Annotated in this window: 14 protein-coding genes and 3 pseudogenes; 8 read left to right on the forward strand and 9 right to left on the reverse strand. The window is 65.6% G+C overall.

All coding sequences use genetic code 11. From position 1 onward, the window contains the following. Positions 1-170: 170 nt before the first annotated feature. A pseudogene (locus JQ639_RS25050) lies at positions 171-1,121 on the reverse strand (alpha/beta fold hydrolase); the annotation flags it as partial. Between the two features lie 106 nt (positions 1,122-1,227). Between JQ639_RS25050 and JQ639_RS25055 the strand changes: the two are divergent. The 3 genes and pseudogenes from JQ639_RS25055 to dinB form a co-directional block, all read left to right on the forward strand. Then, positions 1,228-2,148, forward strand: coding sequence for a LysR substrate-binding domain-containing protein (locus JQ639_RS25055; protein ID WP_211969074.1), 921 nt, complete (start codon positions 1,228-1,230; stop codon positions 2,146-2,148). Between the two features lie 41 nt (positions 2,149-2,189). After that, a complete protein-coding gene (locus JQ639_RS25060) occupies positions 2,190-2,426 on the forward strand; it encodes a hypothetical protein (RefSeq protein ID WP_211968855.1) in 237 nt (78 codons plus the stop codon). Between the two features lie 433 nt (positions 2,427-2,859). Then, positions 2,860-3,564: pseudogene (gene dinB, locus JQ639_RS25065) on the forward strand (DNA polymerase IV); the annotation flags it as partial. 111 nt (positions 3,565-3,675) lie between these two features. On the opposite strand, the gene JQ639_RS35725 reads toward dinB, so the two are convergent. Both JQ639_RS35725 and JQ639_RS25075 read right to left on the reverse strand, forming a co-directional pair. Continuing rightward, complete coding sequence (locus JQ639_RS35725; RefSeq protein ID WP_211968854.1) at positions 3,676-8,214, reverse strand: beta strand repeat-containing protein; 4,539 nt, start codon at positions 8,212-8,214, stop codon at positions 3,676-3,678. A 36-nt stretch (positions 8,215-8,250) separates the two neighbouring features. Then, positions 8,251-9,936: a ShlB/FhaC/HecB family hemolysin secretion/activation protein gene (locus JQ639_RS25075; RefSeq protein WP_349644633.1), complete on the reverse strand. Its 1,686-nt coding sequence runs from the start codon at positions 9,934-9,936 to the stop codon at positions 8,251-8,253. A 437-nt stretch (positions 9,937-10,373) separates the two neighbouring features. Here JQ639_RS25075 and JQ639_RS25080 point away from each other — a divergent pair, with 437 nt between their 5' ends. Next, complete coding sequence (locus tag JQ639_RS25080; protein ID WP_211968853.1) at positions 10,374-11,246, forward strand: winged helix DNA-binding protein; 873 nt, start codon at positions 10,374-10,376, stop codon at positions 11,244-11,246. A 54-nt stretch (positions 11,247-11,300) separates the two neighbouring features. On the opposite strand, the gene JQ639_RS25085 is transcribed toward JQ639_RS25080, so the two are convergent. After that, entirely contained in the window at positions 11,301-11,804 is a 504-nt protein-coding gene (locus JQ639_RS25085) for a DedA family protein (RefSeq protein WP_211968852.1), read from the reverse strand. Positions 11,805-11,915: 111 nt separating this feature from the next. Here JQ639_RS25085 and JQ639_RS35420 point away from each other — a divergent pair. Next, positions 11,916-12,131 (forward strand): annotated as a pseudogene (locus tag JQ639_RS35420) (zinc-dependent alcohol dehydrogenase); the annotation flags it as partial. 47 nt (positions 12,132-12,178) lie between these two features. Here the strand turns inward: JQ639_RS35420 and JQ639_RS25095 are convergent. The 3 genes from JQ639_RS25095 to JQ639_RS25105 are packed head-to-tail and all read right to left on the reverse strand — an operon-like array spanning position 12,179 to position 14,179. Then, complete coding sequence (locus JQ639_RS25095) at positions 12,179-12,715, reverse strand: ester cyclase (protein ID WP_211968850.1); 537 nt, start codon at positions 12,713-12,715, stop codon at positions 12,179-12,181. Continuing rightward, positions 12,708-13,106, reverse strand: a complete 399-nt coding sequence (locus JQ639_RS25100) for a VOC family protein (RefSeq protein WP_211968849.1) — start codon at positions 13,104-13,106, stop codon at positions 12,708-12,710. Before JQ639_RS25100 ends, JQ639_RS25095 begins: the two co-directional genes overlap by 8 nt. A gap of 50 nt (positions 13,107-13,156) precedes the next feature. Next, positions 13,157-14,179: a polysaccharide deacetylase family protein gene (locus JQ639_RS25105; protein ID WP_211968848.1), complete on the reverse strand. Its 1,023-nt coding sequence runs from the start codon at positions 14,177-14,179 to the stop codon at positions 13,157-13,159. Between the two features lie 98 nt (positions 14,180-14,277). Here JQ639_RS25105 and JQ639_RS25110 point away from each other — a divergent pair, with 98 nt between their 5' ends. Then, positions 14,278-15,207 (forward strand): LysR family transcriptional regulator, encoded by a 930-nt coding sequence (locus JQ639_RS25110; protein WP_211968847.1) that lies wholly within the window; start codon positions 14,278-14,280, stop codon positions 15,205-15,207. 166 nt (positions 15,208-15,373) lie between these two features. Here JQ639_RS25110 and JQ639_RS25115 read toward each other — a convergent pair whose 3' ends face one another. Then, positions 15,374-16,672 carry a diguanylate cyclase domain-containing protein gene (locus JQ639_RS25115; RefSeq protein WP_211968846.1) on the reverse strand — a complete coding sequence of 433 codons (1,299 nt, stop codon included), beginning with the start codon at positions 16,670-16,672 and terminating at the stop codon, positions 15,374-15,376. 362 nt (positions 16,673-17,034) lie between these two features. On the opposite strand from JQ639_RS25115, the gene JQ639_RS25120 reads away from it, so the two are divergent. Beyond that, a complete protein-coding gene (locus tag JQ639_RS25120; RefSeq protein WP_211968845.1) occupies positions 17,035-17,892 on the forward strand; it encodes a PCC domain-containing protein in 858 nt (285 codons plus the stop codon). Between the two features lie 66 nt (positions 17,893-17,958). Here JQ639_RS25120 and JQ639_RS25125 read toward each other — a convergent pair whose 3' ends face one another. Further along, positions 17,959-18,639: an alpha/beta fold hydrolase gene (locus JQ639_RS25125; RefSeq protein ID WP_211968844.1), complete on the reverse strand. Its 681-nt coding sequence runs from the start codon at positions 18,637-18,639 to the stop codon at positions 17,959-17,961. A gap of 219 nt (positions 18,640-18,858) precedes the next feature. Here JQ639_RS25125 and JQ639_RS25130 point away from each other — a divergent pair, with 219 nt between their 5' ends. Further along, complete coding sequence (locus JQ639_RS25130; RefSeq protein ID WP_211968843.1) at positions 18,859-20,289, forward strand: NAD(P)/FAD-dependent oxidoreductase; 1,431 nt, start codon at positions 18,859-18,861, stop codon at positions 20,287-20,289. The last annotated feature ends 60 nt before the right edge of the window (positions 20,290-20,349 follow it).

The following is a 20,349-nucleotide window of genomic DNA, read 5'->3' on the forward strand; positions in this document are numbered from 1 at the left end:
GGCACGTGGATCTCGAGCATGTACGGTCCGGGCTTGGCTGGGTCGCCGTAGAGCAGCACAGTGCGGATCCCGCTCAACCCCGAAGTGCCGGCACCCGCGCCGGATAACTGCATCGCCTGTGTCTGTTCCAGCGACAGCGCCGCCTGCCCAAGGCGCCCGTCCTTGACTGGCGCCGGCCGGCCGTCGAGAAACTGTTCGATCGCCATCACGGTGGCCGCGGGCTGCTCCTCCATGAGCCAATGTCCGGCGTTCGGGATAACCCGCTCCTCGACATCGACCGCGCCGGCCTCGGCAACGATCGCCATTGTCGGGCCGAAGGACTTCTCGCCTCCGATCGCCAGGACCGGCATGGCGAGCTTTCCATGCGCCGCGAGCCAGGCGCGGTTGTCGATGGCGTCCTGATCAAAGGCGGCGAACTGCGCGAAGCCCGCATGCATGCGCCCCGGCGCCGCATAGAGTTCAGCGTAGTGAACACGCGTGGCCTCCGGGAAATTCGCGGGATCGGCCGAGAACTCGTTCCAGAACCGGTCGAGATAGATGCGCTCGCGCCCCGCGACCAGGCGCTCCATATCCGCTCCGCCGAACCGGAAATGCCAGAGCAGCGGATTCTTCAGAATCTCGTCCCAAGGTCCGACGCCCGGGACGGGCGCATCCATCAACACCAGCTTGGTCACCCGATCCGGGTGGCGCGCGGCGAGTGCAAAAGCGACCATGTTGCCGATGTCGTGCGCCACCACGTCGGCGCTCGGCGCATGCAGCGCATCCATGATGCCAACGATGTCTTCCGCCTCGTTGGCTTTCTCAAAGCCGGTCTCGGCGCGGACGGACAGGCCCATGCCCCGCAGATCAGGCACGATCACCGTGTGGTTGCGCGCCAGGTCGGCCGCCAGCGGCGCCCACATGTCGCCGGTGTCGCCGTAACCGTGCAGCAGCACAACCGCTGGCCCGGCTCCGCCGACCCGGACGTGGAGGATCGTGCCGTTGGTCATGACCTCTTCGGTGTGGAAGGTCTTGGGGAAATCCAGCCGGAGATCGGCTGCCGGGCAGATGGCTGGGCTGGCCAAGACGGTGAGCGCGGCACCTGCGAGGGCGAGCCGGCGAAGTAAGGTCGGAACAATCATTGGCGATCTCCTTTGTTGATGCCTCTCGTATGACGCAAAGCTAGACGTAGACGCCCAGCTGTATTAGCTAGTGGAGAGGCCAAGGATTTTTGATTTGAACGCAAAGATGGCGAGCGCCAGTGTAGATCGCGCCCGCGAACTCGAAGTATTCTGCGCGGTGGCCGCCGGCGGCAGCTTCTCAGCCGCGGGCCGCAGCCTCGCGCTGACCCCGTCGGCCATCAGCCGCACCCTGGACCGGATCGAGGCACGGCTCGGCGCGCGCCTGCTGTTGCGGACTACGCGCGCGCTCACGCTGACCGCCGAGGGCAAGGCCTATCTCAGCGCGGCTCGCCGCATCTTAACGGACCTCGACGAAGCCGAGCAGGCCATCGCCGACCAGAGTTCGCCCCGCGGCCGCATCCGGGTCAGTGCCGCCGTGTCGCACGGGCGATTCTGCGTTGTCCCGCTGCTGGGGGAGTTCGTCCGCCGCTATCCGAACATCCTGGTCGACATCAACCTCAGCGACGGGATCGTCGATGTGGCCGCGGGGCAGGCAGACGTCGCGATACGCGGCGGCCCGCTGGCCGACAGCGCACTCACGGCGCGTCGCCTCAGCGAGAACGGTCGCACCATCGTCGCCTCGCCGGCCTACCTCGCTCGCTGGGGTGTGCCGGAAACGCCGGAGGACCTGCACAATCACAATTGTCTGAACTTCAGCTTTCGCCGCACCGAGCCGGTCTGGCCGTTCCGCCGAGACGGGGTCGACTACGCCCTCAAGGTGCGGGGCGCCATCGAAGCCAATAGCGGTGAAACCCTGGGTCAGTTGGCGCTCGATGGCGTAGGCATCGCCCGCGTTGGCGATTTCAGCCTCGGCGCCGCGATCGCTGACGGACGGCTGGTTCCCCTGCTCGAAGCTTTCAACCCCGGCGATCGGGAAATCTTCCACGCGGTCTTCGTCGGCGGGGCCAACATGCCTGCGCGCATCCGAGCATTCGTGGACTATCTGGTGGAACGCATGGACGACCGTTCTGCAAGACAGTGCCGATAGCAAGCGTGGCCGTCACAATATGCCGCGTCGCTTGCTATCGGATGCTTGATCGCATCTACACTGACAACACCGCTCATCACCTGCGGCTCAAGACTGATTGCAAGGTATCGGCGATCGACGCCGCAATGGCGACTGCCGCGGCACCAACGTTTCTGAATCCGCACGTGACCGAGAACGAGATTGAATTCCTCGACGGCGACGGATGGGCAAACAACCCGATCCGCAGAGCAGGCGAAAGAGCTCGTGCCATTTCAACCGCTGAAGTCCGAGGCAATTAAATTCGACCCAAATAGGCCCACTTGAGAACTGCTCTCCCGATCGACTCAGAGCGGTGGTCTCTTGGTAAAGCCAGCCCTGCTTGACTGCAGGCGTAGGCGCCTTGGCCGACCGGAAGCGGCCAAAATGGTAGCTTCGCTCGCAGGGCCAACTTCTGTGATCGCGACAGGCCCAAGCTTGAGCTTATGCATGCTATCGGGTCCAACTTATTTGTCGCACGCCTATTGGGTGCTTCAACACGCGCGGTTGCCGTACCCGGATGTTGGTCCCCTAGCCCAATCCTTCGCGGCGCCGTCTGCGGCATGTCGATCGGACCTCGGTCGATCCGGCTTCGCCGGAAAGCGCCGCGATGTCGCGGATGCGCAAGCACCACATTCACCTGATGCTGTTGGAAGCACCCGGCGAAGCGTGCTTCCATCACCAGCGGGTTTGCGAATGGACAGCCCCGACGACATCCCTGCGCCTCGCCAGCGCAAGATCATCCACATCGACATGGATGCCTTCTACGCCTCGGTCGAGCAGCGCGACAATCCGGAGCTTCGTGGCAAGCCCGTCGCAGTCTGTGGGTCGCGCGAGCGCGGAGTTGTAGCCGCAGCAAGCTATGAAGCGCGCAGATTCGGCGTCCGGTCGGCGATGCCGTCCGTGACCGCCAAGCGGCAATGCCCGGACCTCATCTTTGTGAAGCCGCGCTTCGAGGTCCACAAGACGATTAGTCAGCAGATCCGCACAATCTTCGCCGAGCACACGCCCATGATCGAGCCGCTATCGCTGGACGAGGCCTACCTCGACGTCACCGACAATCTCCAGCTCATCCCTCTCGCCCGGGATATCGCGCTGCAGATCCGAGCCAGGATCAAGGCCGAGACCGGCCTCAATGCGTCGGCGGGTATCTCCTACAACAAGTTTCTGGCCAAGCTCGCGTCCGACCACCGCAAGCCGAACGGGCAGTACGTGATCGCTCCGGAGATGGGAGCAGCCTTCGTCGAGGACCTGCCCGTCGGCAAATTCTACGGCATCGGACCCGCGACTGCCGCCAGGTTCAACGCACTCGGCATTCGGACCGGTCGCGACATCCGCAATCAGACGCTCGACTTTCTCGAGGCGCACTTTGGCAAAGCCGGCACCTATTCATGGCTTGTTCTCCCTCAGCCGATGTGCTCGTGTCTCGAGCCACCCGTGCGAGAGAACTATCTATCCTTGAGCCGGGCGATTGGGATGCCGCGACAGAACCCGTCAACGCCAGCGCCACCATCAGTGGCCGACGTAACAGCTGCCGCTGAAGCACACCACCGGCTGGTCGAAGCGCGGATCGACGAAGAGAGCGCCGCTGCCCGGACCTGTGGGCGCCGGCGCCCCGCTCCCCGACACGCTGGGGGCCGAGAACTGCGGCGGCCAGCCAAGTCGTGTTTGCTGTGACAAGGTCACGCTGGCAAAATTGTCCGCCACCACGATCGGGCGCGTCAGACCACCATCGCTCGGCGGCTTTGGCAGCGATATCTGCGGCGCGGGATGGGCATAGACGAAGGCGTTGCCCGATGGGATGGCGCTGGCGAAACGTCCCATCGCAAAGTCGAAGGCGTCGCCATACACGCTTGTCCCCGTGAGCCCGCCGAACTGATTGACCGGCGCCACGCCCGTCGGATCGGCCGCATTCTGGGTGTAGACGGTGAAGAACGTGCCCGGTGTCAGCGCCGCCGCACCAGCCTGGTTGATGACATTGCCATTGACGGCAATCAGGATGGCACCGCCGCTGGTGATGCCGCCGTTCGCCGCGATGGTCAGCGGCGCACCTGCCGTGGTCGAGATCAGGCTGTAATCGGCCCCCGCGATCACCCGCTGATCCAGCGTGAAGCTCGCGCCAGTCAACGTGAGCGTCGTAGCAGCCGATCCCAGCGCGGTTGTCAGTGCGGCATAGGTGCTATTGCCGAAGGTCGCGCCGAGATCGGATTGCAGCGCGCTGTAGCTGGTCTGCGCCGTCGTCTGCCTGCTGAGCCCACTGCTCACCACACCGAGATCAAGGCTGTTGCCTGCGAGTGCTGAAGCGTCGGTGTAGGTCAAGCCGCTGACGCTGCTCGCACCGGAGAGCGTCAGTGTCGTCCCGAGCTTGTTGCCCGTCGGCGCGAGCGTTCCGGCCGCAACGGCGACGTAGTAGTAGCCGTTGGCCCCCACCGATGCGCTGCCGCCGCCCAGCAGCATGCCATCCATGTAGACCGCGACCTGCCCGCCGGCCGCCGCGGCTCCACCCGCGGACTGCGCCGTGCCCGAGACCGCCTGCACGCCATCCGGGAAGAAGCTCTGAATGTAGGGATAGAGACCACCGGAGCCGCCGGCCCAGATGGTCGGATCGAAGCCTGCAGGCAGCCCGGCCCGCTGGAGCTGCGCCGTGGTCAGGCCAGCCACGTTGGCGCCCTGACCGGCGAGATCAAGTCCAAACGCAGTTGTTTGACCGGATGTCCCGGTGTTGAACGCGCCGCTGGTGATGGTGCCGGAGTTGCGGCCGATGAAGCCGCCGACAAACGCCGCGCCGCGGACAAACCCCGTCGAATAGCCCGACGAAACGGTCCCGACGTTGAAACCGATCAGACCGCCGACCATCGAGCCGGCGCTCAGGACCGCACCAGTCGCGTAGACGTCCTGAACCGTGCCGCTATTGCGCCCCATCAGGCCGCCGGTACCGCGACCGCCGCTCGAGGAGTTGATCACCGCCCCCGTCGCGAACGACTGGCTCACGACATTGTCCGTAAGCGCGCTGGAACCGATCAGGCCGCCGACGCTGTCACCGGCACCAGTGACGGTCCCGGCCGCATAGCTTCGCTGGATCGTGCTGCCGGCGCCGACGAAGCCGATGTCGGAAATGGTGGTGACGATGCCGATCAACCCGCCCACGGAGCTCTGGCCGCTGACATTGCCGAGCGCATAGGAATCCGAAACCGTCGACTTCAGGCTGCTACCGATCAGGCCGCCGGCGGAGCTCCCACCGGCGGTCACCGCGCCGGTCGCGTAGGATGACGCAACCGTGCTCTGGCCGCTCTGTCCGATCAGGCCGCCGACATTGCTGCCACCGCCGCTGACCGTTCCCGTCGCGTAGCTGCCGCTTATGCTCGTTCCGGCGGCCAGGCCGACCAGGCCGCCGACATAGTTGCCGGTGCTGGTGACGTTTCCGGTGGCATAGGAATCGCTGATGGTGCTGTTCGCTGAAGTGGTGAATTTTCCAACCAGGCCACCGACAAAGTCCGAGCCGTTGAGGGACGATGCGGCAAGGCTGGTGACATTGCCGGTGGCGTAGGACGACGCGATCGATCCGCTGCCACTGCCCAACAGGCCGCCGACGAGGTTATAGCCGGTCACCGCACCGGTCGCGAAGGACGATGCGATGCTGCCCTGGTTGAAGCCGACCAGGCCGCCGACGTTCGCGCCGTAGAGCGCGGCATTGCCGCCCGAGGGCGGAATGAACATGGCGGAGACGGCACCGCTCGCGGACGAGTCGGCGATCGCGCCATCGTTGGCCCCCACCAGGCCGCCCGCGTTCTGAGTGCTCCGCACCACACCACTCGCCTGCGACATGAGGATCGTTCCCTGGCTGTATCCGACGAGGCCTCCCGCATTGGCAAATCCGAAGACATTCGTGGAGGCCTGCGATGCAACGATCAGGCCGGCGTTGATCCCGACCAGTCCGCCGACGGCCGTGCCACCCCCGTTCGTCATGTTGCCGCTGGCAGACGACGCGAAGATCGTTCCGGCATTGAGCCCGGCAAGCGGCCCGGCACTCGTCGCAGGAATGACCGTCGCATTGGTGACCGCGATGTCGCGCACCATGCCGCCAGGGCCGACAAAGCCAAACAGGCCGGCATAGGAGGCCGTCGGAGCGAGCGACAGTCCATCGATAGCGTGCCCGAGCCCCGTGAAGACTCCCGTGAACGCGATCACACCATCGGTGCCGATCACCACATTATTGACGTTGGCGCCGATCAGGGCGTTGGTATAGGTCGTGCCGGCCGCGGACAGATTACCCGCCAGCGCATAGTTTCCTGTCGGTCCGGGACCATAAACCGGAATGCTCGCGCCAGTCGCCGCGCTGTAGCCGTCGATCGCATCGAGCTGCGCCATGGTGTAGACCAGCGTATAGGATGCACCGTTGATGGTCAGCGACTGTCCCGTAATGCCTGTGCCTGACGGCCCCGCGGCATAGGTGAGACCCGCGCCGTTGCCGAACGACAGCTTCAGCAGCGAGACGCCCGGCGCGGTCGTGATGTCGTAGGCCGCCTTCAGATTTACGCCGCCAGCGCCGGCCACTGTGATCGGCGCATTGATGGCGATCGCGTTGTAGGCATCGAGCGTCAACCGGCTCGCCGACGACCACGACAGGCCGGCGTTGACAATGATGTCGCCCTGACCATTGCTGATGACTCCGGTCCCCGAGGCCGTGGTGGCCGTGGTCTGCAGGGTAACGTCGGTGCCGCCGTTCAGAACGGTCGAGATCGTCGTCGCGGCAGCCGCGTCGACGGTCAGATCTTGCGGATCGATCAGCCACAGCCCGGCCTTGCCTTGCGCCGCCGACGCATCGATGCGGATGCCGGCGAAGTCCACGGTATGGCCGGAGGTCTCGATCTGACCGCCATGGCCGCCGCCAGGACCGCCCCTGGCGCTGAGCAGCCCATGGACCGCCGTCGCGCCGTCCGACCAGACCACGACATTGCCGCCATCACCGGACGACAACGCATCGGCCGTGATCCGCGTCGCAGCATCGATCTGCACGTCATTGGCATGCGGCAGCGGCCCAGTCCCCTGGCGACCGCCACCGATATTGATCGTGCCGCCTCCGGCGGTGCCGGACGCCTCGACGGTGGCGCCCTTCAGCTTGATCGACCGTCCCGTGACGGCAATGCGCCCGCCGGCACCATCGCGTGACCTGGCATCGACGCGGCCGCTGATCTTGACCCGGCCGCCATCACCTCCGCCGATGACAATGGCGCCGTTCTGTCCACCGATCGAGCGCGCCTGCACCACGCCGGAGATGTTGATGGCGTTGCGTGCCGCTTCCCGCGCCGTCGCCGCGCTGAGGATGATGCTGCCGCCGTCGGCCGCGATCGTGCCCGCGTTCCGGACCAGCGCGCCCTTGCCGCCGGCTGCCGTCGGCATTCCGACCTGCAAAAAGCCGTCGCCGGAGAAATCCAGCGTCGCCTGCTCGCCCGAGCCGAGCGCCACCTTGCCGAGCGGCACGCTGATCATACCGCTGTTCGATACCGTGCCGCCGATCAGCGCGGCATAGCCGCCGCGGCCGACCGTGATGATGCCGGCATTGCTGACCGCAGCCGACGCGCCGCTGCCAGTGAAGGTACGCTTGCCGGCCATGAAGTCGCTGTCGGACATGCCGAGCGTGGACGCGACGAAGCCGCCCCCGGTATTCACCGTACCGGAGGCCGTGATGGCGATGCCGTTGGGATTGACGAGATAGACCTGCCCGTTGGCGTTGATCGCACCGGCGATGGTGGACGGCGTATTGCCGGTGATACGGTTGAGGATCGCGGATGAACTGTTCGGCTGGACGAAAGTGACGGTGCTGCCCGCGCCCACCGAAAAGCCCTGCCAGTTCACCACCGCACTCTGGCTGGACTGGTTGACGGTCAACTGATTGGCCGAAGGCTGGCTTATGGCGACGTTGCCGGCGGCGACAGTGCCGCCAGTCGGCAGCGTCTGCGCCGACGCTGTATCGAGCAGCATCGGGCTGACCAGCGCTGTCGTCGCCAGCAGCAGCGCCGCCCGCAGCCTGCTCCACCGACCCGCGCCCATGTGATGACCTCTTGTCATGTTGTCCATCCAGCCCGGCTAGAACCTGAACGCGGAAACCACCGTGAGGCGATCGCCTCCGGGAATCCCGTCGCTGCGCGACGCCCGCCCGTACTCGAGCGACAGCGAACCATTGGAGAGCGTGCCCGGCGCGGCACCACCGATCCGCAGACCGCCGCCATAGGACGTCGCCCGGGTCGTGGAAACCTCCAGCACCGTCGGATTTTGTAGCGACACCTCGCCGTAGGCGCCGAAGACATAGGGCGCGAGCACGACGCCGAGCGCGGCGATCGGCAGCGGCAGGCTCCAGGGCGATACCAGTTCGCCGCGCACCACGTAGCCCTGGTCGCCGACGACCGATCCGGCATCGAACGCCGACAACCCGCCGGTGTTGGCGATGCCGATCTGCTCGCTGCGCAGCAGCGGCTTGTCGAACGAGGTCTGCGCCCGCGCCGACACGCTGATCGCGAGATGCTCGATCAGGGTCTGGGAATAGTTGAGCGCAACATCGAATTTCTGGAACGAGGCGTCCGCGCCCTGCCGTGACAGCGGCAGCAGCGGCGTCGCATCCGCGGCGCTGCGCGCGCCGAGGCCATCGATGCCGAACGAAAAAGTAGCCCGGCCGGAGATCGTCGCGCCCCAGGGCGTCAGCACATCGCCGTCATTGGCGAATCGCACGATCCGCAACCGGTCGTCCGACAGCGGCACCGGCACGCCGCCGACGAACAGGCTCTGGGTTTCGTTCTGCGCGTCGAACGCAAGTTCGCTGTTGAAATTGGCGCTGCGCCCACGCAGCCAGGCATAGCGCAGCCGCAGCGACAATCGATCGAAGGTGTCGGTCGTCTGCACGCCGGCGACCGCCTGCGGCGTGGTTCGCGCATCGGTGAATTCGGCATTGAAGGTGAGGCCTTCGACCCACAACGGCACCACGACGCCGGCCGCCAGCGAGCGGTTGCGCGGATAGCGGTCGAACAAACCGTTGTCGCCGCCGTCCGGATGGCCGCCGGCGCGCAGATACGTCAGCTCGCCAAGCCCTGCGACGCTGTTGAGATCGAGGCCGACACCGAGCGTAGTGCGCCCGAGCGCCTTCGACAGCGTGTTGTCGAAGGTCAGGGTCTCGCTGACCGCCTGGTACCTGGCCTCGATGACCAGCACCGTGGACCCCTCCGCCGCGCCCGGCTGCAAGGTCGAGCGCAGGATTGCGCCGGGCGTATCGCCCGCCAGCAGCACGCGGCGCTCGATCTCCGCAAGCGTCAGCCCGCGGCGCCCCGTCAGCGGTCCGACCAGCGCATCGATGCGCCGGCGCACCGGTTCGGGCACGCCCTTGGTCTCGATACGCTCGATGAAGCCATCCACTACCACCAGCCGCAGGCGCGCGCCATTGACCAGCTGCTGCGGCGGCAGCACGACGCGGGCCAGCACGTAGCCGGCGGCGGCGTAGGCCGCCTCGAGGTCGCGCGCGGCCGCAAAGATCTCCGCACCGGACACCGGACGCGCCGTCAGCCGCGCCTCGAGGGCCGCGGTCGCCGCGGCAAGCTGCGGCAGGCCGCCGACGACCCGCACACCCGACAGGCGGACGAACAGTTTTTCGGCCCCGGCCGGTGTCGCCAACCCCGGCGCCCCTGGCAGCACGAAGCCACCCGGACGGGCGATCTCGGGGCGGAAGCTCGGCGGCGTGATCTGGGAGGCCGTCTGCGCCTCGACCGGCTGCCCGTGCAGGGTCACCAAGACAATGGCGCAACCAGCGGTCGCGAACGCTGCCGACCACGCCCGCCAATTGGCTGCCGTGCTTATCTTCGACACTGTCCGGACGCTGACTGCTGGAGAAAATGAATCTGTCAAAACAGCCCTAGACGCTGCGACAATTATCCATCGCCGACACATCAACAACACTTGCCCCGTCTTGCCGCCGATCCCCGCGGCACCGCATGCCCCTCACGCGATCACTTCCTGCTTGAACAACACTGATCCGTCGTGCAACGAAACAAATCTGTACGATTTTCCAGCTCCCCGGGACGCTCTCCATCGCCGTGGATACAACGACGCAATGGCGCCGCCAGCCGGCCGTCCGTTAAGGTTTCAGCTTCATGTCACTGTCGTCTGAGGACGCGGAGCGGCACGCGATTCCGCCCTGGGAGCGCGTCAGCTTCCTGTCGTCCGACATGCTCCGCAAACATCCCCGCTTTCAGGAGGCGCACGACGGCCTGGTCGACGGGTTGCTCGCCCTGTACGGAGACGACCGTCGGCTGATCCGCGGCCTGGTCGAGTATGTCCGCGCGGTGTCGTTCATGGTCATCATCTGCCTCGATGCCATGCATGAGCCTGACGACCCCTCCACCCATGTCACGCTGGCACGGCTGCGGACGGCGCTTGTGCCCATGGGGATCACCGACGGGCGCCGCATCGTCGACCTGGTCAATGGCCTCGAGCTCGACGGCTTCCTGACACGCGAGGTGTCACCGGCCGACCGGCGCGCCCACATCCTGCGGCCGACCGAAAAGATGCTGGCCGCGGACCGCGAATGGCTCGCGACCTTTCATGCTCCGCTGGCCGCGCTGTACCCCGATGAACCGGCGTACCGGGCCGCCATGGCGCACGACCCGGCCTATCAGACCGCCTACCGGCGGATGTCAATGTCCACCATCGGGTTCGCCGCGAAGATCATGAGCAGCAATCCCGCTATCGGCTTTTTTCTGAGCCACGATGTCGGCATTCGCGTGCTCATGGTGCTGATGGCGATGGTCCGTGGCAAAACGCCGCCGCGCACCGCATCCGGCTTCTATACGGCCGCCGCGGAACGCGCGGGCGTGTCGCGCACCCATGTCCACAATCTGATGCACGCCGCCGCCGACCAGGGACTGGTCACGCTGCCCGGCCCCGAGGGGCGCTTTGTCGAGGTGCTGCCGCCGCTGCAGGAATCGGTCGCGCGCTGGATCGCGGACAGCCTGTCCGGGATCGACCTGGTCTGCACCCTGGCGAGGCCGGAGTGGCGCGTCACCTCAAGCCATCCCGGCGCATCGTCGGGGTTTGCCTGAAGCAGAACCGATGCGGTGGTTGGCGCGGCGCCCGCGCCGGCAGCGTTCAGCCTCTCAACGGAACAGGACCGCACCCGGCAGCAACAGCGTGCCAGCCCATAGAAAGGCCGATAGCCAGTTCGCAACCTGGAAGCTCATGCACGGCATATGGAAGATGCCGGCGACAAGGGGCACGGTTGCCCGCAGCGGCCCGAAGAAGCGACATCCGACAATGCTGAGCGCCCCCCAACGGCGAAAGAACGCCTCGGCGCGCGGGATCAGGTCCGGATGCCGTGACAGCGGCCACATTGACGTGGCGGCGCGATCGAACCTGTGACCGATCTCGTAGGACACCCAGTCGCCCAGCGCCGCGCCGATGCTGATGGCGAGCCAGATCGGCACCACCGCGAGCTTGCTGGCCCCGACCATCGCGCCGATCGCCAGCAGGATCGCCGTCCCCGGCACGATCAGCGACACGAACGCGAGCGCCTTGATGAACGCGAAGACGAACGCGAGCGGAACGATCCAGCTCTCGTGGGCCTTGATGAAGGCGATAAGGTCTGCCGTTCCGATTTCCAAAATCAATCACATCCGATCGGTTTCACGCCGGCCTGCATTCAGCGCGTGCACGCACGCCAACACAAGAATAGCACCAGCGGCGCTGATCCCAGATCGACAAAGGGTGCGATTGACATCGTTGCCGAGCGCATATCGGCCATCTCGCGGCACGGCGGCTCCATTGTCGGCACCCGCCGCGACCTCGACGAGGCGATCGCCTTCGCCGCCGACGATAAGGTCAGGACCGAGGTGACGAGAGCGCCGCTCGAGGACATCAACGCGATCTTCGCCAACGTCAAGGCGGGCAAGGTGTCAGGGCGCATGGTGCTCGACATGGCCATGGCGTGAGAAATTGGCGCTGGCACGACGCTGACCGGCGCCCTGCCCGCGCACCGTTATTGCGCGACCCTGGCGATGCCCATCTTCGACAGCAGCGTCAGGTTGTCCTCGATGTGCCAGTTGTCGGTGATGCGAGCGTCCGTGACCTTGATCAGGTCCGTGGCGATGAAATCGATGGGCTGCCCCTGTCCGGCCACGGCGCCGAAGCGGCCGGTGAAATGACCGGTGAACTGCATGTGCACGGTGACGTAGTCGCCGGCGACAATCATCTTGCGTACTGTGACATGCAGATCGGGCACCGCAGCGCGGAAATGCTCCGATGCGAATGCCGGCCCGGCCGGCCCCTGGGGACGCCCCTCGGGCAAGGTATGGTCGACGAAGGTCGGCGCGATCGCGGCTTCGAGCGCGGCTCGATCGCCACTGTCCCAGAACCGGTAGAACGCGCGGGCGGCGGCGATTACCGCATCGCGGCGCGCGTCGGACGCCGCCGCCGTCACCACCAGATCGTCGATCTTGGGATCGGCCGCGGCTGCCGGCGCCGGGAGCCACGGAGCGAGGACGGCGACGGCGACGGCGATGACGAGCTTACGCATGGGACTGAACTCCTTCAGCACGAGATGAAACGGTACGTTCGCGGAACACCAGCTCGAGCAGGATGCCGGTCGGCGTGCGGATGAACAGGCGGCGTTCGCCGAGTTCGGGCAGCTCCATCCGCGTGTAGGGGATGCCCAGGGCATCGAGCCGCTGGCGGTAGTGGTCATGGCCGGTGAGACGAAAGCCGACATGGTCGATGGTCTCGCCGCGGCGATCAACGGGACCGCCGTCACCGGGAATGAGATGCACCAGCGGCCCGTCGGCATCGTAGAGCCAGTAGCCGGGAAAGGCGAAGTCCGGCCGGTAGCCGACCTTCAGATCGAGCACGGTCTCGAGGAAGCGCCTCGTGCCGTCGAGATCGTGCGTCCGCAGCGTGACGTGGTCGAGCATGGCAGCCTCCTGTGCAATGGCGTTGGTGCAAACACTGCGACGTGGCCGGATCAGGCCGTCGGCCCCGGCAGGCCGGTGGCCGCGGGCGAGCCGCGACGGATCACCGGCGTCGCATCGCGGTTGGCCAGCGCATGACGGGCGATCTCGTCCTTGCGGGCGAACCACACGCCCTCCTTGCTGCGGGCATAGGCCAGGAAGCGGTCGAGCACGCGCACCCGCCCGGCATGGCCGGAGATGCGATCGTGCAGGCTGATCACCATCATGCGCCGGCGCGTGCCGCCCTCTTCATAGAGCTGGTCGAACTCATCGCGCAGCGCCTGCTCGTAGGCCGCCGGATTCCAGCCCTGGAACGGGAAGGAGACGATGTCGTTCATGTGCATGGTGTAGGGCACGGTGACGAAATCCCTGCCGCGCAGCGGAACGATGAAAGGCTCGTCACGGCTCGGCTCGTCGATGTGATAGAGGAAGCCGAGATCCTGCAGCGTTTCCAGGATGTGGACCGAGTTGCGCATCCAGTACGCGTTCCAGCCGACCGGCGTCTGGCCGGTGATGCGCTGGATGGTGTCGACGCTGTCGGCGATGAAGCGCTTCTCCTCGTCCTTCGGCAGCTGATACGAGTTGCTCCAGACGCGGCCGTGGGCAGCGGCCTCATGACCGCGGCGCACGATTTCGCGCGCGAGGTCCGGCGATGTCTCCACGGCCTTGCCGATCATGAACGACGACAGCTTGACCGCGTGCTTGTCCATGAGGTCGAGCAGGCGCGGAATGCCTTCATAATGGCCGTAGGCGAAGAAGGCATTGGTCGGCAGGTCCGGCACGCCCTTTGCGATCGGATCGGGAATGACGCCGCCGGCGCCGGAGATCGGCTGGCCGCCGGCCTCAAACATCAGCGACAGGCTGACAGCGAGCCTTGCCCCGTTGGGCCAGAACGCGCGGCCGCCGGCCGCGTCCGGGGCGGTGGCGGCGCTGGCCGGCCGCACGGCGGCGGCGACGCCCGCCGCGCCGAGCGCGCCGGCGATCTGCAGGGTTTGACGACGGCTCAGGGCCGGCTGCGGCGCTAGAGGAAGGGTCATGGGTCGCTCCTTGATGACGAAATGACCCTAGTCTCTTTCTATTTTGGATATTATCCTCCTTTTACGGCAGACACTCTCCATCAAACGGAAATAAAGCGATGCTGGACGACATCACCGAGCTGCGCACCTTCGTGCGTATCGTCTCGACCGGCAGCCTGTCCGCCGCGGGGCGCGATCTCGGTGTTGCGCTGAGCGTAGTGAGCAAGCGGCTGGCGACGCTCGAACGCAGGACGGCGACGACACTGATCACCCGCAGCACGCGCCGCCTCGCCGTCACCGAGGAAGGCCAGCAGCTGTTCGAGCGCGCGCAGCGCATCCTTGCCGAGATTGACGAGGCGGAAGCCGTCCTCAGCCATGGCCGCCTCGAGCCGCAGGGCGTGCTGCGCATCAGCGCACCGCACTCCCTCGGGCGCAGCTATGTCGCGGCGGCCTGCCGTGACCTCGTCCGCAGCTATCCCAAGATATCGGTCGATCTCGTGCTGACCGATCGCCTGGTCGAACTGATCGACGAGCGCATGGACGTGGCGGTGCGGATCGGCCTGCCGCCGGACTCGGACCTCGTCATGCGCAAGCTCAGCGACAACCACCGCGTCGTCGTCGCGGCGCCGGACTATCTGGCGCGACGCGGCACACCGGCGACGCCGAACGATCTCGTGCATCACGATTGCCTGCTCTACAGCAGCGGACCGCGGGCGCGCTGGCGCCTCATCCATCGCGACGGCCGCGCGGTCGAGGTCGACGTGACGTCGCGCCTGCGCTGCGACAGCGGCGAGGTGGCACACGACTGGGCGCGCGAGGGCTGCGGCCTCGTGATGAAGTCGTGGGTCGACGTGGCCGCCGATCTCGCGGCCGGACGTCTTGCGCGGGTGCTGCCCGACTGGCAGAGCGATCCCGCGCCGGTATGCGCGCTGTTCCCCCGCAACCGCCAGATGCCGACGCGGGTGCGGCTGTTCCTCGACGCGATCACCGCGCAGCTGGAGCGCATCGGCACGCGAGGAGCGAAGACCCGGGTGAACACGCTTGTTTAGGCGCTCATCTGCCGGACCGTGCGGCCGATATCCGGATCCCGCGGGACGCCTTCACCATCTCAACCGGCCGTCGACATCTGTAACGAATGGTCGCCTGTTGCCATAGAAGATCAGTCGCAAGCGCCTGACGCTCGCAAGGACTGACCCTGAAGTCAGCGTCTGATCACTATCGCTCATTCCTCGGCTCAAAGACGCTGAAGCTGTCGATCAAATCCCAGTCGCCGGAGATGTATTGATAGACTTTCCTCGAAAAGCTCGGCGACAGCGAGAATGGGCCTGCATGCGCCAGACCTCTGGCGATCTTTTTCCCATCAACCATTCCAATCGTCGCACGAATGAAGGCATCGATGCTGGTTTCACCGTATTTGCGCACTGAAAATCCAGCACTGCATGAAACAAACAATCCATCTTTCATCGCCTGCCACGAATTGCGCTTGATATCCTCACACAAGCTCTCGGAAATGTGTCTCATTGCATCGTATTGAGCCTGGCCGAAGACGATCATGACGGTGTCGTCACCGCACCTGCTGACAACGGACTCGCTAAATCGATGTTCGCAGAACTTGATGATCTCCTTCAGAACCTGATTTCCGACCTCGATACCGTGATGCTTGTTGACCAGCGTCATTTCATCCACGTCGATGACGAGAAAGGCCACGCCACCGGTCAGCCGGATCAGTTCATCACCGATGCTGTTGATCGCCTCGGATATGCCGGCATAGTCCGTTCGCAGCGATCCGACCTTGTACCTTTCGATCAAATGCAGAAACTCCGGGTCTTTCCTCAGTTCGACACCGCGATAAAAGTAACCTCGCTCGTTCAGCAGGACCGTTTGCTTCGTGCCTGATCCGTCATCCTCCCGGTCGGGTGTCACGAGCCTTTTGTGACCAATCGTTTTATTGAACAGGATCGACCAGTCGTCCCAGAATTCCGAGCCCTTCACCTTCAGTGTCAATTTGGCCCGCTCGAGCGCGTCGCGGCAATTGTTCCCATAGGCAATGGAGAGGTACAGAAAGGACGAGAAGTCTACGGCAGCGTCATCGGAGACAGATGTCGTGGTGTATATGACGTAGCGAACATGCTCGGATACCGCGGCGGCTTGATCGACCGATTTGCAGTAGTTCAGGACGACCAATTCAATGTCGCCCCTGAACATTCTGGCCAGTTGCCCGAAACTGGCCGCATCGATGAAGCTTCCATCATCGAGGGCAAATCCAGTGTCTCCCTCGCCATGTCCTGCGAAATGCAGGATGGTCGGAGCATGGTGATCGATCGCAAACACCAAATCGTCCGCGCGGGTGGCCCATGCGGTATTGAAGGTCAACTGATCCTTGTACAGGAAGCCTTGCAGTTTATTTTCAATCCCGCGCGCCTCAGCGTCTATTCGCAATCTGTCAGTATGAAATGGATTGGATGCCAGGAACAGGATCTTGGCCGTCGCCCTTCTGTCAGGAAATTGGCTCATGTCCCCTCGTGAAGTTCGTTTCCTTCTGTTTCGGGCCTAATCTGAGATCTCCGAATGATCAGCCGATCGCATGACAATGATCAGCCGATCGCATGACACGGAGATCAGGCTTGCGCAGAGCTTACTCCGACGCCAGCCAGCTCGAAAGACTTCGCGATCCTTTCCCGTGACAGGCGATGCCGGCAGCAACACCGGGTCTTGCGCTGATCATCGCTCCCCTCTGCTGAAGGCAATCAGCTGGAAACAGGTGTTCGCGATCAGACCAGCTGCCGAGATCTGGCACTCCGCCGGCGCACGTGATACGCGACGGGCTGGAAACGCGGCCGAGCTCGCCGGACGCGCCACGGATGACGGAAGAACCAATGCGGCAGATCGTCCAGCCCGGAACGGGGCCTCGCGAGCGCATCCAGTGGGTCGAGGCGCGCGGAGAGGTTTTTGCGTTCGATCTGACACCCGGTGTCTCCCTGCTCGAAGCCGTGCGCCGCGGCTTTTCCGCGCGTGGCTACGACAGCGGTGTGCTGACCATGACGGCGGGCACGCTCGGGCCCTTCGCCTATGTCATGCCGGCGCTCTCGGCGACGCCCGATCATGCGGCGTTCTACAGCCAGACCTGTCGGCCTTCGGGCGAAACGCGGCTTACGAGGGGCGCGATGACCCTGGGCCTGCGCGACGACAAGCCGTTCTTCCATTGCCACGCGCTGTGGACCGAGGCTGACGGCCGCCGCGGCGGCGGCCACATCCTGCCGGACGAGACCATTGTCGCGGAGCCGTTCCGCGTGGAGGCGCTCGGCCTGAGCGGCGCGGCGTTCATCGCCGGGCACGATCCCGAAACCAACTTCAAGCTGTTCGGGCCGGTCGCGCGCCCGGCCATCGGCACGCAGGCCGATCGCCGCGTCTTCGCCATGCGGCTGCGGCCCAACAGCGACATCGCACACCTGCTGGAAAATTTCTGCGCGGCGCAGGGCGTGACCCACGCCCGGATTCATGGCGGCGTCGGCAGCACCATCGGCGCGCATTTCGACGACGGCCGGACCGTGACGCCGTTCGCCACCGAGGTGCTGGTGCGCGCCGGCCAGATCGCGCCGGCAGACGACGGCGGGCCACGTGTCGACCTCGATGTCGCGCTGGTGGACTACACCGGCGGCCTTGCCGAAGGGCGGCTCGAACGTGGCGACAATCCCGTGCTGATGACCATGGAGCTGGTGCTCGAGGCGTTGTGACCGAATGGCGCAACGTTTCCGTCCGACCGCTCCGGGATCGGCATCACGACGCCGTCATCCGAGCGTCTACGGCCTGCCCAGAAAATCCAGCAGAACCCCTGCCAGCTCGCCGGGCGCTTCGAGCGGGATCATATGCCCTGCGTCGAGGACGACGAGCTGCGATCCCGAAATGCCGGCGTGCAGTTCGCCTGCCTCGTCCAGACTGCGCAGCCTGTCCTGCCGCCCGGCGACGATCAGGGTCGGGCATGCGATGTCGGCGAGGCGGTCCGTATCGCCGTCACGGTGGAAAGCAGCCTGCCTGTGAAATGTCTCGCCGCCCAGCCGCACGCTCATGGCATGAATGCGTTCGATCAGCGCCTCGTCATGCTCGCGGGCAGGCGCGAGTGATTGACGGATCGACCGGCGGCTGACACCGCCATAGGTTTCGGGCGCCGTATCGACAGCCTGTGACTTCCGCCGGGCCTGCAGCTCACTGTCGCCGCGCGACGAGGTCGCGATCAGCACCAGACGGGACACGCGCTCCGGCGCAAGGCGCACGATCTGCCGTGCGACATAGCCCCCCATCGAGAAGCCGATCAGGACGAAGTTGCGCGGCGCGACCTCCAGGGTGAGCCGCGCCATGTCCTCGATCGACTGTCCGGCACCGGGATCGGCATGAACCAGCGGCCCGAAGGCTTCGAGCGCCGGCGCAATGTCCGACCAGAGATCGCGGTCGAGCATGAAGCCGGGAATGAGGACGATGGCCATGTCGCATCACCGCGTGGATCAGAGAACGCGCCGGCGGCGTTCCGGCCGGATGCCGCGGGATACCGATCATCCAGTGGCCCGCAAACGTAGGCGATCTGTTTATTCTTTTGAGCGATATCCGTCCATCACGGATCGCGCCTCCCAAGCCAGCGGCGGACGCACCCAAAAATCAGGCATCGGTTCGATTGCGTCCTCAAGTGCAATCGCGGAGGACGGACCTTGAACATCTCCAGACGCAAATTCATGTGGGGCGCCGGCGCAAGCGCCGTCGTGGCGGGCAGTGGCGCTGTCCTGACGCCCATGCTGCAGCGTGAGGGTGTTCTGACGGAAACACCGTCGCGGGCGCTTCCCGTGGCCACGAGCGAGGGGCCGCTGCCGGCTGCGGCCGACGTCGTCATCATCGGCGGCGGCATTCAGGGCATCTGCAGCGCCTTGTTCCTGGCCGAGCGCGGCCTCGCCGTCGTGATCTGCGAAAAGGGCGAAGTGGCCGGCGAGCAATCCGGACGGGCCTACAGCCAGATCATGACATGGGAGCTGGACGTCGCGACATTGCCGCTGGTCGTGCACAGCAAGGACCTGTGGCGCGGCATGAACGAGCGGATCGGCGCCGACACCAGCTGGCGCATCCGGCCGCGCGTCCAGACCTATGTCGACGAGGCGGGTCTCGCTGCAGCGAAGGAGTGGGCCGCGCAGGCGAAGGCCGCCGTCGCCAATCCCGCTCTGCTCGCGCTGCGCTTCATCGATGGCGCGGAGCTGCAGGGCCACATCCCAGGAGCCCGCACGCCGTGGAAGGTCGGCGGCCTTGAGGAGAATGCCGCCAGCGTCGATCCCGAAATCGGCACACCGATGATCGCGCGCTACCTCCAGACGAAGGGCGTGAAGATCTTCACCCGCTGTGCCGTGCGCGGCCTGGAGACGCAGGGCGGCCGCATCTGCGGCGTGGTCACCGAAAATGGCGCGATCCGCGCGCCGACAGTGGTCCTCGCGGCCGGAAGCTGGTCGCGCCTGTTCCTCGGCAACCATGGATTGGAGCTGCGCACCCTGCCGCTCTACCTGTCGCAACAGCGGCTGACGGCGGCCGAGGGAACGCCGCGGGGCAACGGCGCCATCGGCAACGGCGTCTACTACCGGCTGCAGGCGGACGGCACCTATGCCAACGCCCCGCGCATCTTCACCGCGCCGCTGGTCCGCGAAAGCATGACCATCGGATGGGATTTCCTGCCCGCCTTCCTGCACGGCATGCACGGCCTGCCACTGCATTTTTCACTGAACAGCGATCTCCTCCACTCGTTCGAGACACCTCACCACTGGAAGCTGGACGAGATCACTCCGTTCGAGCGGCTGCGGGTGGCGACGCCGACGCCCAGCCACGCGTTCTGCGACCTGGCGCTGGAACGGCTTCGCCGGGAGTTTCCCGCGTTCGAGAAATCGAAGGTGATCGAACGATGGGGCGGATGCGTCGACCTCGCGGCCGATGTGACCCCGGTGATTTCGCCGGTGGACCGGTATCCGGGCCTTCTGGTCAACACCGCGCACTCGTTCGGGATGACCCAGGGGCCCGCGGCGGGAGAACTGATCGCGGACATGATCACCGGCGCCAGGCCGAAGGTCGATCCCGCGCCCTACCGCTTCTCGCGTCTTGCAGCCTAGCGAGCGGCCCCCGGGGCGCTTCCATTGGCGGCGCACCGTTTTCGGAAAGGCTCTTCCGGA

The organism is Bradyrhizobium sp. U87765 SZCCT0048 (genome assembly GCF_018131225.1).
GTDB lineage: Bacteria > Pseudomonadota > Alphaproteobacteria > Rhizobiales > Xanthobacteraceae > Bradyrhizobium_A.